Annotated in this window: 9 protein-coding genes; 5 read left to right on the top strand and 4 right to left on the bottom strand. The window is 40.6% G+C overall.

Features of this window, described 5'->3' with window-relative positions:
• Window positions 1–230: 230 nt before the first annotated feature.
• Window positions 231–3290: a glycoside hydrolase family 2 TIM barrel-domain containing protein gene (locus HMPREF0659_RS09970; RefSeq protein WP_013265622.1), complete on the bottom strand. Its 3060-nt coding sequence runs from the start codon at window positions 3288–3290 to the stop codon at window positions 231–233.
• A gap of 74 nt (window positions 3291–3364) precedes the next feature.
• Window positions 3365–4342, bottom strand: coding sequence for a FecR family protein (locus HMPREF0659_RS09965; protein WP_013265302.1), 978 nt, complete (start codon window positions 4340–4342; stop codon window positions 3365–3367).
• A 522-nt stretch (window positions 4343–4864) separates the two neighbouring features.
• Between HMPREF0659_RS09965 and HMPREF0659_RS09960 the strand changes: the two genes are divergently transcribed.
• Together HMPREF0659_RS09960 and HMPREF0659_RS09955 are read left to right on the top strand one after the other, a co-directional pair.
• A complete protein-coding gene (locus HMPREF0659_RS09960) occupies window positions 4865–5209 on the top strand; it encodes an ISAon1 family transposase N-terminal region protein (RefSeq protein WP_013265111.1) in 345 nt (114 codons plus the stop codon).
• Between the two features lies 1 nt (window position 5210).
• A complete protein-coding gene (locus HMPREF0659_RS09955; protein ID WP_458692618.1) occupies window positions 5211–6194 on the top strand; it encodes an ISAon1 family transposase in 984 nt (327 codons plus the stop codon).
• A 276-nt stretch (window positions 6195–6470) separates the two neighbouring features.
• Here the strand turns inward: HMPREF0659_RS09955 and HMPREF0659_RS09950 are convergent, their stop codons facing one another.
• Window positions 6471–6995, bottom strand: coding sequence for an RNA polymerase sigma-70 factor (locus HMPREF0659_RS09950; protein ID WP_013265866.1), 525 nt, complete (start codon window positions 6993–6995; stop codon window positions 6471–6473).
• A 257-nt stretch (window positions 6996–7252) separates the two neighbouring features.
• On the opposite strand from HMPREF0659_RS09950, the gene HMPREF0659_RS09945 reads away from it, so the two are divergent.
• The 3 genes from HMPREF0659_RS09945 (at window position 7253) to HMPREF0659_RS09935 (ending at window position 14174) form a co-directional block, all read left to right on the top strand.
• On the top strand, window positions 7253–10591 hold the full coding sequence (locus HMPREF0659_RS09945) for a SusC/RagA family TonB-linked outer membrane protein (protein ID WP_013265056.1): 3339 nt from the start codon (window positions 7253–7255) through the stop codon (window positions 10589–10591).
• A 4-nt stretch (window positions 10592–10595) separates the two neighbouring features.
• Entirely contained in the window at window positions 10596–12128 is a 1533-nt protein-coding gene (locus HMPREF0659_RS09940) for a RagB/SusD family nutrient uptake outer membrane protein (RefSeq protein WP_013265914.1), read from the top strand.
• A 510-nt stretch (window positions 12129–12638) separates the two neighbouring features.
• Window positions 12639–14174, top strand: coding sequence for an agmatine deiminase family protein (locus HMPREF0659_RS09935; protein ID WP_013265317.1), 1536 nt, complete (start codon window positions 12639–12641; stop codon window positions 14172–14174).
• A gap of 192 nt (window positions 14175–14366) precedes the next feature.
• Here the strand turns inward: HMPREF0659_RS09935 and HMPREF0659_RS09930 are convergent, their stop codons facing one another.
• Complete coding sequence (locus HMPREF0659_RS09930; protein WP_394330201.1) at window positions 14367–15827, bottom strand: DUF4091 domain-containing protein; 1461 nt, start codon at window positions 15825–15827, stop codon at window positions 14367–14369.
• Window positions 15828–15831: the final 4 nt, after the last annotated feature.

Raw genomic sequence — 15831 nt, 5'->3', positions numbered from 1 at the left:
TAGCATCTTACATTCTTTGTTATAACGACCTTAATATTCCTTTCTTGCTATCTTTAGCTGATGTGTTGATGCCTAACACATGTCGTGCGGATGGTAAGCACCAATGGTGCTGACCGCTAATTGCGTTTCAAGTTGAAGTCTATAGAGCGCAAAAAGCCCTGTTCCTTTCTGCCTTACTGATTGTAAGCAAAGGGAACAGGGCTTTGTTATAGCTTCTTACTATGTGCTATTTATTTAGCCATAGCAGGGTAGAGTACAAACTCGAAGCTTGTTGGCTTAACAGATACACGATACTTCTCAGCAACACCAGGACCACAAGTAGCGGTACCAACACCACTCTGATTGGTATCTAAGTGTACGGTAAGCAGACCGTCACGTGAGAGCTGGTTGATATGCGTCGCACGGTCGATAACGCTGTCAGAGAAAGGAGTTACAGAGAACTGGAATGGACTCTTTGCAGCAACCATAAGGCGATTACGTGTGTCAGAGATTGATACCCAACGTACATCCGTGCGGTTACCCGTTGCCTGTGGCTTCACATAATAATGGAACATAGCCTCTGCAGTTGTCTTGTAGTGTCCAATAAAACCAGCGGCTTTACGGTCGTTGTAAGTCTCAATATCACCACGACCATTGTATTCAACCTTGCCGAATGTATCCTTTACGCAGAAGGTAAGCCCCAGACGTGCGAGTGCCTTGACAGCTGCTGTGTCTGGAGTAAAATCAACCTTCACTGCCAATGCGCCATTCTTCTGTGGCTGATAGGTGAAGACAGCCTTACCGATTACATTGCCCTTCTTACCGATAATGTCGGCTTCTGCACGTGTCACGTCCTTAGTACGGGTAATCTTTGTAACCTTCTGACTGATAGAATCGATACCATCCTTGCGCCATACTCTTACACCGAACTGGTCACGACCATCGTTGTCGGTAGCTGGGCGGTAGAAACTTAGGCTCAGTGGCGCTTCGAGGAACTCCTGGTTGCCACTCTTCAGCGAGGTCAACTCACCTGTGTTCTCGTTCACCTTATACGTCATGCGTTGCTTCTCACGTGGGAGGAAGGTCGTGCAATCGCTTGCTTTCTTCAGTACAAACTGGTCGTATGCTACAACATCATTCTTTGTAAGAATCAATGCATCATTAGCAGGATACCACTCAAGGTTGAGGTACTGCTCCTTATCTGTAGTTGCAGAAACAGCAGGGAGTGTGATTGTTGTTGTCTCATGTGGAGCACAATCTACGTGTTGTGTTCCCTTCGCAATAACTTTTCCGTTCTCATTAACAATCTGCCAGTTGAGCTGGTAAGCATTCAGATCGGTGAAATCAAACCAGTTCTTTACCTTTATTGTAATGCCCTTCTCGTTTGAAACGAGCTCAGACTTGATGTTCTGATAGATTTTCTTCACCTCAGAAAGGTGTGGATGAGGAGTGCGGTCAGCAGCGATGAGTCCGTTTGTACAGAAGTTATCGAAGCTTGGTACATCCTTTGGACCGTAGTCACCACCGTAACTCCAATACCAGTTACCATTCTTGTCAAGCTCACGGAAAGACTGATCCACCCAGTCCCATATGCTACCACCTTGCAAGATAGGCTCTGACTCGATCAAATCCCAGTAGTCTTTCATGCCACCACAACTGTTACCCATAGCATGAAGATACTCACACATGATGTAAGGACGTGTTATGTCGGTACGTTTTGCATATGCCTTCATGTGGTCGAGCGACTGATACATAGGACAATAGATGTCTGTGTTGAAATTCTCCTCAGCACGTTCATACTGGATAAGACGTGTCTTGTCAGCATTCTTCAACCACCGGTAGGTGTGTTCAAAGTTCACACCATTACCCGCCTCATTACCCAATGACCAGATGATGATACTTGGGTGGTTCTTTGAACGCTCATACATACGACGCGTTCTGTCCATATGAGCAGTCAGCCATGTGCTATCCTTTGCCAAAGACTCCTTGCCATAACCCATTCCGTGAGACTCAATATTTGCCTCATCGATAACATACAAGCCGTATTTATCGCAAAGTTGGTACCAATAAGAGTCGTTAGGATAGTGAGAACAACGTACAAGATTGATGTTATTCTGCTTCATTAAGCGGATATCCTGTTCCATGAGTTCCTTGCTCACGGTGCGTCCTAACTCTGAATGCTCATGTCTGTTGGCACCCTTTACGAGGATAGGTGTTCCGTTCACGCAGAGCTGTTTGTTCTTAATTTCAATTGTTCTGAATCCTACCTTACTACCAGTTTGTTCGGTAACATTACCATTCTTGTCTTTTAAAGTGATAAGAAGGGTATAGAGGTTAGGATGTTCAGCACTCCAAGCAGCAACGTTCTGGATGGTCTTTGTGGTGAAATTCACCATTTCATCATTGTTCTTTGCGCTGACAGCCTTATCTTCTGAGAGGATAGTATTGCCCTTTTCGTCGGTTAGAACATAGCTTACACTACCGCTTCCTGCACCTTTAATATTTGTAGTAAGGCTAAAATTACCATTGAAAGAGCCGTTGTCCTGCTTGTCAACACCTGCTGCTACATTGTAATCAGCGATATATTGTGTTGGAGTAGAGTAGAGGTAAACGTCCTGCTCGATACCACTTATGCGCCAATAGTCCTGACACTCAAGGTAAGAACCTGATGCCCAACGATAGACTTCCATAGCGATAGTGTTCTCACCATCGTTCAGATACTTTGTAATATCCCACTCTGAAGGCATCTTAGCACCCATGTTATAACCAACGTAAGTGCCGTTTATCCAAAGATAGAAGAATGACTTAACACCCTCGCAACAAAGAACTACACGACGACCCTTCCATGTTGAAGGAATCTTAAAGGTGCGACGATAAGAGCCAACTTCGTTCTGTGCATATGGAACGAGGGGAGGATTCTTCTTAAATTGGAAGAGTTTGTCATCAAATTCGTATGTTTCGTTTACATAGATAGGCAGCCCATAGCCCTGACGCTCCCAGTTACCTGGTACGTTGATGTCATTCCAACCCTGCACAGCAAAGTCGTTTTGGAAGAAATCCTTTGGTCTATTATCTGGATTCTTAGTCCAATGGAATTTCCATTTGCCATTGAGCGACATATAATAATCTGACTGTTCATAGCCACCTGGTTGTTGTAACTTATCAACCGAGCTATAAGGAAGGACGTAGGCATGTGGCTCAATCTTGTTCAAACCAGTGGTGTACTGACTCTGCCACTCAGGGAAAGTGGTCTGAGCATACGAACATAAAGGGGCGAGTGCTCCTATAAGAAGCGCGTAAAGTTTTCTCATGTCTATGTTAGGTAATGAAAATTTAAGAAACTGATTTAGACGTTTCGTGGCAAAAAGATAGCTCTCTCAGATACTTATTCTGAGAGGGTTATCTCTTTGTCGTGAATGTTGTAGTGGAAAGAGATGGTATAAGAAAGTCCGTCTAAGACATTTCTTATATCCTTGTTTCTCTTGATAACACCTGTGTAAGTTTTTGTGTGGTCTAACTTAGCGTCAACAATAATCTTGTAATCGTAGAGCTGCTCAAGGATTTTAGCAATCTCATTGATTCGCATATTGTTAAATGGGATTATGTCGTCACGCCATACAGCGTCGGCAAGTGCATAACTATTTTCTGTCTTAATGGTCTTGGAATCCTTGCTGACAGTAGCCTTTTGGTTGGGATGAAGGACAACCTTTCCTTCTCCATTCAGTCCTGTTACTTCCAATCTACCTTCTATCAAGCTGATAACTTCTTTTCCATCAGCAGCTTGATCTTTAAAGTTGAAGGTTGTTCCCAATACCTTTGCTGATGCTCCATCACTGTTTACAATGAATGGTTTTTCAGCATTTTTTGTTACGTGGAACAATGCTTCGCCCTTTAAGTTTACCTTACGCTCGTCGCCCTCAAAGTTACCTGCATAACTAATTGTAGCTCCCTTGTTGAGCCAAACGGTAGAATTATCAGGTAAAACGACTTTCTTTACCTCGTTCATCGCTGCAACAGTGATAGTTTCTGCAGACTGGTGAAGATATGCAAAGAGTCCTCCTCCAATCAGTAATACGGCAACAATAATTGCTGCAGCATAGCGGAGGAAATAAAGTTTATTCTTATTTCTGTTCTGTTCTTCGTATTCAGTGATTTGGTCAAATAGTTTAGTCTCTGCTTCTTCAATTTTCTTAGATGTAACCAACGAGTTGTTCTTTCCTAAATGGAAAGCCAACTCCATCTCGAAGAATTCCTTTTGGTTTTCCTCCGAGACCGCCAGCCATTCAGCCAGCTGCTCCATCTCCTTGGCTGTTGCTTTGCCAATAAGATAGTCTTTAATGGTCTTGTTATTTATTTCACTCATTCTGTTTTGTTTCAACTGAGGCGTATTGTATTTTAATATTTTAGTCAGCAGTTTTCCTGCTACTCACTTCTTATAACAACCTAATTCGTCTTTTTACGTAATAGGAATTAATAAAAAATGTTATAAAGATTGATATATCATCAGATTATATAATGTGTTTACATTGCTAACTAAGGGTTGATGGCGTATTCTTCTCAATAAATATTGTTGTTATATTCCTTTACTTCTTACACTATTGGTGCCTCTGTGATTACGTATCTTTAAATTAATACGCTTTTATCTCCGTGACTTCGTGTGATATTTACTTTAAAAAGGCAAGGAAATATATTGACAAAATATTCGAAGAAAAGGTGGAAAAATAGCATGAAAGTGAATTATTTTAGTGCATTTGTAAGTTGTTTACTATCAGATAGTTGTGAATAAGGATTTTAAAAGGTGGTTAATTGGGGTCAGTCCTAAAACCCAGTTGCAAGCCTATACTCTTAAGCACATAATTTCATAAGTATTTATTACCTTTGCATCATGAAGAATCACCAATTATTACGTTGCATCTTTCCAGATGTACTTGCTGACTACTTTGATGTTGTCGATATTCAAGAGAGTGTTTCGCAGATTGACTTTTGGCTTGACGAGCGTAACTTTATGGAAAAGTCAGATCATAAGTTAGGCACTGTAAGCAGTTATGGTTTTACCAGCGAGCGTGTTATTCAGGACTTCCCCCTTCGTGGCAAAGCAGTTTACCGCCATGTTCGTCGTCGCAAGTGGCGTGACAGTTCCAACGGAGAGATATTTACTTATTCATATGATGATTTGACGGCTGAGGGTAGTAGACTATCTCCCGAGTTCGTTTCTTTTTTAAAAGAATAGAATTGAGTCCACTGCAGAGAGCATCGCAAGCATTGGTTCGCACTATGGCGTAAATGGCAAGCTGTTATCCACACAGTACAAGGAACATTTCAGTGATTACCGTAGCTGGGATCAGTTGGATCATGCTCAAGACTGGCTATTGTTTGAAGATAACATAGGAGAGAGTCTAAGTATTGATGAGACCTGTCTAAGCTGTGGCGAGGTTTATACTTTTCTGACCAACAAGGCAGGAAAGGGCAGAGAAGGGACTTTGGTAGCTGTGGTTAAAGGGACCAAGGCAGAGGACGTCATCCAGATTCTCAAGAAGATAAACCTTTCTAAACGAAAGACTGTCAAGGAGATAACACTCGACTTATCATCTTCTATGATGCGCATAGCCCGTGCTGTTTTTCCCAAAGCACTTATTACCAATGATAGATTTCATGTGCAGAAACTATATTATGATGCTCTGGATGACATGCGTATCGCTTACCGATGGATGGCAAGAGATAAAGAGAATGAGGAGATAAAAGAAGCTAAATGTAAGGGTAAGGAATATATACCATTTAGATACAGCAATGGTGACACGCGTAAGCAGTTGCTTGCCAGAGCAAAGTTCATATTGACCAAGCACAAGACCAAGTGGACTGAAACACAGAAAGGTAGGGCAGAAATCATCTTTGAACATTATCCGACACTGAAAAAGGCATATGATTTGGCTATGAAACTTACCGATATTTATAACATCAAGAGCATCAAGGATGCTGCAAGGCTGAAGTTGGCAAAATGGTTTAATGAAGTTGAAGAGTTGGGAGTGGACAATTTCTACACAGTGATTGACACGTTTGAAAATCATTATCAAACCATACTCAATTTCTTTGTAAACAGAGCTACGAATGCAAATGCCGAGTCATTCAATGCTAAGGTTAAGGCATTCAGGGCGCAGTTCAGAGGAGTCACAGATATTCCTTTCTTTTTATATAGGCTTATGAAATTGTGTGCTTAAGAGTATAGGCTTGCAACTGGGTTTTAGGACTGACCCGTTAATTGGACTTCAAAAGGGCGTTAGTAAGACCTCAAAAGGGCACCTTTTGCAAGCCTAAAGGGCGTTAATTGCAAGCCATTTTGTGGTCTTTATAAAAGCAATATGTGAAAAGTTAGGACAAAGCGAGGTGTTTTGAGGTTTGGAGTATAAGGTCTACTTTTTGTGTTTAAACTTTTAAGAGATGCCACTTATAACCACTATAAATTTCTTGCCACATACTTTTTCTTTGAAAAGTCCTTAAGTATGTCGCTTTAACCTTGTTCTTAAAGTCTTCAAAGCCTTGTATAAATGTACCTCAACAGTGCGAATCGAGATTCCTAACTGCTCTGCAATCTCCTTGTTTTTCTTATCGTGCTGATAACTCAGTATGAAAACTTCACGACATTTAGCAGGAAGTTCGCTGATGGCATCGTTGATTTGCTTTCTTGTCTCCAGTCCTTCTATGTAGCCCATTACGTCGTTAGCCTCTGGGTCATAATAGTCTAACTTGAACTGAGTTACTTTCTTCACGCTGTCAGCATGGTTGTTGACAACGGTGCGGTGCTTAATGACATTGAGTGCACGAGTATAGACAATACGATAGAGGAAAGCCTTGATATGGCTCTCGTCTTCAATGTCTTCTTTTCGTTTCCATAACTCCATGAAAGCTTCCTGTACGATATCCTCTGCCTCATCGTCTTGTACAAGACGAGTAGCATAGAAGGAGAGGGAGGGATATAATGCCCTAAATATCTGTCGGAACCTTTGTTCTGGTAATGTCATTGTTTATTCTTTAATCCTGCTTACTATGGTTCTATCCTATCTACAACTTTATTTTTTGCAATGTTGTTAGCAGGAGAATTTCAATATTTATGAACAAAGATACACTTTTTATACTTGTAAAGAGGAATGAAGGGGTTAATTTATGTGAAATGGCTATGAGGCATCTTTATTAAATAAAGATAATTGACTATCTTTGTGTATGTAAACTCAATGTTTTGTTAGTGTATTGTAAGAATAATACTATTTAAACTGATTCCATGGTGATAGATGGTCGTCTGAAAGTATTACTTTCCCTCAGAACGTTTATGTGTGCCTTTCTTTTGATGATAGGTGTACATAGTGTTTCTGCACAGGTATCACTAACAACAAACCAAACTGATTTAAAGACTGTTATACAACGAATTAAGTCGAAAACTAAGTATCGTTTTTTCTATGATGATGCGCTTGGGAAACAGAAGGTTAATGCTGTTTCTATAAGTAATCTACCTATAGATTTTGTCTTGAATAGACTCTTTGAAAATACGGGGATAACTTATAAAATCATCGATAATATTATCTATCTGAAGAAAGAGAAACCAGCTATAAAAAATAGATATACGAATAGTACGGAAACTGCTTACCAACAACGTAAGAGAGAGGAGCCTGTTGCGCCAACGCTCTATACCTTTAATGGGCAGGTGCAAGATGTAGAGGGTAATCCGCTTATTGGTGCAACCATCATGGTAAAGGGTAGTTCTAAGGTACGTGCGATGTCTGATTTAGAGGGTAGATTTGTCCTAAAATCAGAAACACCTAACCCTATTTTGGTTATTTCTTGTATCGGTTTTGATGCGATAGAAAAGCGTATAGAGAATAGAAACAATCAGTTGTTTGTGTTGAAGGAGAGTCCCTATGAGTTAGATGCAGTCTTTGTAACAGCTTTGGGTATCAGCCGTTCGGGTACAGCTTTGAACTATAATGTCAAGCAGATGGATGGTGACGAGTTGAACAAGGTGAAGACAACTAATATTGCTAATGCTTTGGCGGGTAGGATGGCTGGTATCTCTGTCAATGAGTCAGCAGCAGGAATGGGCGGTGCAGCACGTGTGGTAATGCGTGGTCCGAAGTCTTTAGCGCAGAGCAATCAACCGCTTTATGTGGTCGATGGTATTCCTATTAACAATCGTAGTAATGATGATGTGAAGGGGGGTATCTATTCGATACAGCCTGGTGCAGAGGGTATTTCGGATATTAATCCTGATGATATTGAGAGTGTGTCGGTGCTTAGTGGTGCTGCTGCAGCAGCCCTCTATGGGTCAGCTGCAGCACAGGGGGCTGTGATGATAAAGACAAAATCGGGTCGAGTGGGGAAGACATTGGTGGAGTTTTCTACAAGTACACAGTTCCTTTCTCCCTTCGTCTTACCTGATTTCCAGAATGAGTATGGCAATCGTGCCAATGAGATGAAGTCATGGGGAACGAAGAATACGTCGGGTACTGGTGGTTACACGCCGAAGGATTTCTTCCGTACGGGAGTCAACTTAACGAATAATGCAAGTCTGACGGCAGGTACTGAGCGTAATCAAGTATACCTATCTTTAGGTTCATCGACGGTGTCTGGTATTATTCCTAACAACGATTTCCAACGTTATAACCTCACATTTAAAAACGTATTTACTGCATTGGAGGATAAGTTAAGGCTAACTTTCTCCTTTAAGTTCGTCAGAGAAAATGACAAGAATATGTTGGCACAGGGACAATACTTTAATCCGCTGACCTCTGTTTATCTTTTTCCGCGTGGTGAGGACTTTAATGCTATAAAGGAGTTTGAAACCTATGATGTAGTACGCAATATCAATTTGCAGAACTGGAACTATGGAGATGACTTGAAGATGCAAAACCCTTATTGGGTTACGAACCGTATGTTGAAGACAACAAAGCGTAACAGATACCTCACTGACCTTGGTGTGAAGTATCATCTTACGAATTGGTTTGCCCTTGAAGGAAGACTTCGTTGGGATGAAGCTGTTAATAGATTGGAAGATAAACGATACGCTTCAACGCTTGATATCTTCGCTCATTCGCCTTACGGATATTATAGTTATTGCAAGATAAATGACCGTTCTTTCTATGCAGATGTTATGGCTGACGTTACTAAACGGTGGGGTGCTCTCTCGTTGGTAGCAAACGTTGGTACTGCTTTCTCACATACATCCTATGACGTGTCAGGCTTTCAAGGAGGTTTAAAAGCGCCTTCAAATATCTTTACTCCTAATGGAATAGATTATAATAGAGTGTCGGGAGATAACCGTCCAATCTTTGATATCACGCGTCATGCAATTCATTCCGTACTTGGGAGTGTGGAGTTAGGCTGGCAAGAACGTGTTTATCTGACAGTGACAGGGCGTAACGACTGGGACTCTTCACTTAGTAATACAGCCCAACAGTCCTTCTTCTATCCTTCTGTGGGTATGTCGGCTATTCTCTCAAAGATACTCAAATTGCCGAAGTTCGTTGACTTTTTGAAGTTCCGTACCTCATGGGCATCAGTGGGTTCTGCCATTTCTCCTAATATTTCCTCTGCTTGGCGGTATGAGTATGTTCCTTCTACTGGTACTTATCATACGGTTACTTATAAGTTTCCAGACAACTTCTATCCAGAGCGTACGAACTCTTGGGAAGCGGGAATGACGGCACATCTGTTTAAAGAAGCTATGTCTGTAAAGTTCACGTTGTACCAATCAGATACGAAGAATCAAACCTTCCTTCGTTCTATTACACTTGGTGGGGCGTTTAATCGTGAGTATATACAAGCAGGAGACGTACAGAATCGAGGTTTAGAACTGAGCATTGGCTATAACAAGAAGTGGAGTAATCTTCGTTGGTCAACCAATATGACTTATAGTACGAACAGTAACCGAATTATCAGATTACTTGATAATCCTAATGAAACTTTGCGTCAAGGCGGTTTGAATGGGTGTGAGGTGATATTGACACAAGGCGGTACGATGGGGGATCTCTATACATTCACAGATTTTAAGCGTGATGCACAAGGGAATGTTTTGCTCAATTCCGATGGGCAGGTGATGCAGATGGAGTTAGTTTCACCTAAGTTAGTTGGTTCTGTTTTACCTAAGGCGCAACTTGGTTTGAGTAATAATTTCTCATGGAAGGGAATAGAACTTGGAATGTTGATAACAGCTCGTTTGGGTGGTGTCTGCGTGTCACAGACCCAAGCTTTCATGGATTCGTATGGCGTTTCAAGGAAGACAGCAGAACTGAGAAACAATGGTGGTGTTTCAGTTGGCAATCAGTTGGTTTCTACGGAGAAGTATTATACAGTTGTCGGAGGAGAAACTCCGATTTGGGATGAGTATGTCTACAGTGCTACTAACGCCCGAATTAAGGAACTTTATTTAGGTTATACCTTTGATAAACTGATTCGTGGCGCAAAGGTGTCAGTCGCTTTGACAGCAAGAAACCTCTTGATGCTATATTGTAAAGCACCTTTCGACCCTGAGGCAACCCCTTCAACAGATATATATTATCAGGGATTTGATTATTTCATGCAGCCCAGTCAACGCTCATTGGGCTTTAGTATCAACGTAAAACTCTAAGATTATGAAGTTGAGTAGAAAGAAACTGTTATTCTTCTTCTGTCTGCTGACAGTCTTTTCTTCCTGTACGGGTGAATTCGTTGATATTAACCGACCAGGCAGTAAGCTATCACCAGAGGAGTTGAAGCGTGATAACTACGCTGTCGGTTCATTCTTGATTCAGATGCAAGGGGTTGCTTTTCCAGAACAGGAGAATGCCTATCAAACAATGATAGACTTTGTCGGTAATTATCTGGGACGTTATACAACCTATACCAAGGAATTACCTAAGAACCATATACTCTTTAATGCAAGTAATGCTTGGTGTGCTTGGCCTGCTTCTTATGCTCCTCCTATGGTGTCTGCATTTGATGAGGTTGTCAAACTGAATGGTAAGAAGAATATTTCTTATGCGTGGGCTTTGATTCTGCGTGCACAGGCTTTCCTTCGCTTTACAGATATCTATGGACCTTTCCCACTCAGTATGAATGCAGATAATACGGTGGTTTATACATCTCAGAGAGATATCTATTTACAGCTGATAAAGGACCTAAATGAGGCTACTGCTTATATCTCATCTGACACGCAACTGGCTAAGGAAATGATAGTCTTTGCACCATACGACCTCGTATATAAAGGAGACTTCAATAAGTGGCGTAAGTTTGCTAATTCGCTTAAATTGCGCATTGCTGTGCGTATCAGTAATGTAGAACCAACGTTGGCACGTTCTTTAGCTGAACAAGCGGTGAGAGATGGTGTCATAGAAGGGAATGAAGACAATTGTGCTATTCGTTATAATAAGTCGGGTTTGTGGACAACTGCTGTTTCATGGGGCGACAGTCGTATCTGTGCTGACATTGAAAGCTATATGACGGGATATAAAGATCCACGAATGAGTATGTATTTCCTACAGCCTATGACGGCAGGGCAGCGTAAATATATTGGTTGTCGGGCTGGAGCAGCGATAGGGAGTAACATTGTTGCTAAGCGTCTTTATTCAACAGTCAATGTGCAAGAAACGACGCCAAGTTTATGGCTCACTGCATCGGAAATGGCTTTTTGTAAGGCGGAAGGCGTCTTGCGTGGTTGGAATATGGGCGGTGGTACTGCCAAGGAGTATTATGAACGAGGCGTAACACTTTCTTTCAATCAATGGGGAGCAGATGGTGTTGTAAACTATTTGTTGGATGACACCTCGACAGAAGCTAACTATGCAGATGCCTTAGGCGGCTTTGGTGGAGCAGCTGCAAAGGCTTCTACGATTACCATTAAATGGGATGACAATGCCTCTATGGATGAGAAAATGGAGCGATTGATTACGCAGAAGTGGATAGCCTTGTTCCCTAATGGGCAGGAAGCATGGAACGAGATTCGGCGTACGGGTTATCCTCGTATCTTCTCTGTACCACAGGCAACAAACGGTTATACGCTGTTGACACCTAACAGAATACCTTTTGATAAGAATCAACAGATTAATAATCGCAGTAATTACGACAAGGCTGTCGAACTTTTAGGTGGTCCTGACGATTATGCAACACAAATGTGGTGGCAGAGATAGATTGTTTTTCTCTGTTTATTTTAGCAATAGTTTGGCGGAAATTTGTTTACAAAAATCTTCGCTTTGAGATGCTGTTCTTATACTCAAAATGATAGTTTTAGTCACTCTTGTAATCGTCATATAATCAGATAGTTATAAGAGTGTATTTGTAAAGGTGCTTAATTGGACTCCAAAAGGGCGTTAGTAAGACCTTAAAAGGGCATCTTTTGCAAGCCAATTGGGCGTCTTTTCGAATCCAATTAGGCATCTCTTTATTTTTGAGTGTTGAGTTTTTATTTACAATTACTTCGACTTATACATTCCTTTTGTAGGCATATGATTCATTGCTCGTTTTGTTGTTGGTTATAGATTTAAAAGTATAATATTACAGTTTGATATAAGTTTATATGTGGAAAAAGTTTACTTGATAGTCATAATATCAAAGGAAATACTTATATTTGCAGTTGTCGACTAATTTCAAAGTTATACCTGATTAAATAGGATGCGTGTTTAGTATAATAAATAATTATCATGGGTGGTATTGAACAACTAAAAGAATTGATGTCTATTAATACCTGTATTGAAATAGATGAAATTGAGAAATACTTTAATCAGATAGCAGAACTACTGTTTGGAAAATTTGCTATTCGGAAAGGAAATACACTTTATCTCTTTAAGGAGGTTGAATTCTATTTTTATAATAGGAATCATCGTGACATCATCACTCATCCTCGTATTTCCAATTCTTTATGTTGGTATGTAAATAATTTCGGTGGGATAGATTTGAACTTTGGTAGTACAATCGATACCATATCTAATATAGGCAAGAGGGGAAAGAATACTCAAAAGTACATCTTGAATAGTGATGCTTGTTTTGGTGGAATATTAATACGTCAGTTGATGAACAAAGAAAATGGTGATGTTCTGGAGGGTCCTTGGGCTTGTGCAGAATTGTTCAGATGCTATGATGCTACTGGCTATGACTCTGACCAACCTTTAATTATTGAGCATAACAGTGGAATGGTGAGTTATATTCGTAAACCACGTATTAATCTACTTACGGCTGGTCAGACGGTAGAAAAGAAGGTTAATTATATCCTTGGTGATTACGCAGAGCACCCACAAGCAGAAGAACTATATTGTGACTTTACTTTATTTAAAGATAGGGCATATAGGTATGTTCGATGTGATAAGTTGATGCACGATGTAGAAACCAATGTTGTCTATTTTTCTCCCTTATTAAAGAGTAGTCATCCTATATTTTATCAACGTCTTAAAGATTTACTGGAAAATATAGGGATTGAACATCGAGAATTGAAATATACTAAGGATTATTGGGCACGCGATTATATGCCTTTTCAATTAGGGAAAGATGAGTTCTTAAAGTATCGCTACTATCCAGACTACCTTGTTAATAGTAAAGACGAAAATGATAAGGAGTATATTACGGATAGTTTAAAAGTATTGCGTGGTATGAATATCAGCTATAAATCCACTTATCTTATTATTGATGGAGGTAATATGGTTACTTGTGGGCCGTATATAGTGATGACTGATAAAGTATATGTGGAAAATCAATGTGAGAAAGATGATGCAGAGTTTAAAGTTAAACTTGAATCTGAATTAGGATGCCCAGTCATAATTATACCTTGGACAATGCATGGTGATTTTGATGCAAAAGATACAGATAAGTATGGACACTCTGATGGTTTCATAAAGTGGTGTGGTGGTAATCATATATTGATGGGTAATCATGGCGATGAATATCCTGATGAAGCTATTGCCATACGAAGTGAACTTGAAAAGTATGGGTTTAAAGTGACAGAGATGAGATTCAATAATAAGGTATGTTCTCCTAAAAAAGAGCTTAATTGGGCTTACATTAATTTCTTACAAGTAGGGAAGAATATTGTTATGCCTATATTCGGAATTGAAGAAGATTCTGTTGCTTTTAAGTATATAGAAGAAGCTTTCCCGGATTGTTGTATTCATCAAATTGAAATGGCTGAGATTGCAGAAGAAGGTGGTGCACTTCATTGTATCAGTTGGAATATCCTATCAGAATAATAATGATGGATACTATAATTGTTAAATAGTAAAATTATAGCTAATTAGTATCTTTCATGATGAATGAAGTTATTGTCTAATTTTTTGGATGCAAAAAATCTCACTGAGCGCAGATGTCTATGCTTAGTGAGATTTATATTCAGAGGATATAATACTCTTATTGTAAAAAGAAGGATTATCAGTACGTAAGGTTTACTTATTGAGTAGTGACTCAATCTTATATATACTTTCTCTCAGCTCAGCCTCGTTTGGTGTTGGATTTTTGAACTGAGAAAGGGCATCTTCTAACAGCTGGAAGGCTTTCTGATTCCTTTTTTGCTTGTACTCCTTGCGTAATGTCTCAATCTTTGCAACGTTTTGAACACCTCTTATTATATGTTCAAAACGACGGCTTGAGTGGTTTCCTGGATAAACAATATAGGTGTCTCCTGGTGTGAACAACTTAAAGCGACTGTCATACATAGGGTTATCAGTCCAGTTCATCCATGCCCAGCGGAGGAAACCATTGAAGCCATTAGCAATACAATAGAGTGGGAGGTAGGTTGCTTCTATCGGGTCGTTGTTGCTGCCAACATTTGGCATGGCATCGGGACAAGCTGTGTAGGAGGTGCTAATCCAACCTTTTGAATTTCTCAAAGCAAGGTCTTCTTGTGTAAACTGCTGCTTCCAAGCAATGCAATAGTCATAGATTTTATCGACAAGTTCTTTGTGGTAGTTTCCTGCTAATGACATCTTAATGCCGGGTGCAGCTTCCTGTGCAATTCGGTAGGCGTCTTGCATAGCATCGAGGGCGCGTTCGTCCATTGCTATGACTGTTCTGTCAAACCAACCCTTCTCCTTCTGGTGGGCAGCAAAGGAACGTAAGAATGGAATCCATAAGTCGCTGTACTCTTTGCTGTTAGTTGTCGTTTTAAGTTCCTTATAGCTTTTCGAGGCTTCATCATAATAGGTGAAAGTCATGTCCCAAGGCACCATTGAGAAACAGTTGATATCTCCATTGATTCCACAAGAGTCGAGGAATGAAATCCAACGGTCGAAGGCAGTATAATCATACGACCATGTGCCATCTGCCTTTCGTGTCGTTTCAATCATCGCATCGAACTTGTCATTGCTCTGTACGCCCCAAGGTTCGTAGAAGAGGATGGCTGAAGCGTTACGTTGTCCAGCACGTGCAAGCAACTGCATATAAGGACGGAGGATGTCGAGATGTGCTTGACTCCAAGGAGCTACACCGTAGTATCTGCTCGCAGCATAGGGTTGTTGCCAGAAGTTGAGGTGGAAGTTGTCAGAGAGGGTAAGCTTGCGATTGAGCACTTTGATTATGAATGGGATGGTGCTTACTGTCTTACCGTCTTGTTGTAGCAGTAAGTTTAATTTGTAGCTACCTGCCTTAATGTTCTGAGGAATTTCAATTGTGCACCATGCAGACTTACCATACATTGGGTCGTCAGCCTTTATGCTGTCGTCACCAATGATGTCGGGCATGAGCCATGTCTGCAAGGAGTCGGGGTGATTACCACAGTTTTGGAAATCATCAGTGATAACGGCAGAAAGAAAATGAGCTGTAGCAGTCGACAGGAGTCGATTGCTACAGCTCATTGATAGTTTTAAGTTGCCCTTTGCCGATTCTGGTAATGGGAACTCAAGTCCGATACGT

Source organism: Prevotella melaninogenica ATCC 25845 (assembly GCF_000144405.1).
Taxonomy (GTDB): domain Bacteria; phylum Bacteroidota; class Bacteroidia; order Bacteroidales; family Bacteroidaceae; genus Prevotella; species Prevotella melaninogenica.
Note: the sequence above shows the minus strand (reverse complement) of the source record. Positions and strands in the feature narration are given on the sequence as shown.